Origin of the sequence: Azospirillum formosense (assembly GCF_013340925.1) — a bacterium.
GTDB classification, from domain to species: domain Bacteria; phylum Pseudomonadota; class Alphaproteobacteria; order Azospirillales; family Azospirillaceae; genus Azospirillum; species Azospirillum formosense.
Map to the genome: position 1 here is coordinate 1 of NZ_WHOR01000564.1, position 546 is coordinate 546.

Consider the following 546-nt stretch of genomic DNA (forward strand, 5'->3'; position numbering starts at 1 on the left):
CTTAACAATCGTCTTCACACTGTCCATGATCCCGCTCCAGTCCTCCCGCTTGGGGAGAGCCGAAGCTCACGTTTCCGTGTTGCGTTTCCTTCTGACGGATCTCCCTGGAAGACCACCATCGCCTCGGCACCAGAACACTGGTGGAGGCAGACGGGATCGAACCGACGACCTCCTGCTTGCAAAGCAGGCGCTCTCCCAACTGAGCTATGCCCCCATGTCGGTACCAAGCGCGCTTCCAAACTTAATGGATGGCCTGATGGGTGGTGGGCCAGGGAGGATTTGAACCTCCGACCTCACGCTTATCAAGCGCGCGCTCTAACCAACTGAGCTACTAGCCCCTCGCTGCCCAAGCTCATCACTTGGTTGGCAACGATGAGATCCGTGAGAAGGGATGCGCCGGCGGCGGCTTCGTCGTGGCTGCGGCCCGATTGGACGGGCCGGCTTTTCCTTAGAAAGGAGGTGATCCAGCCGCAGGTTCCCCTACGGCTACCTTGTTACGACTTCACCCCAGTCGCTGACCTGACCGTGGTTGGCTGCCTCCGTTGC

Annotated in this window: 2 tRNA genes and 1 rRNA gene; all 3 read right to left on the bottom strand. The window is 59.9% G+C overall.

From position 1 onward, the window contains the following. Positions 1-138: 138 nt before the first annotated feature. Positions 139-214 (bottom strand) — tRNA-Ala (locus tag GBZ26_RS29855). Positions 215-261: 47 nt separating this feature from the next. Beyond that, positions 262-338: transfer RNA gene (locus tag GBZ26_RS29860), tRNA-Ile, on the bottom strand. 114 nt (positions 339-452) lie between these two features. Next, a 16S ribosomal RNA gene (locus GBZ26_RS29865) occupies positions 453-546 on the bottom strand; the annotation flags it as partial.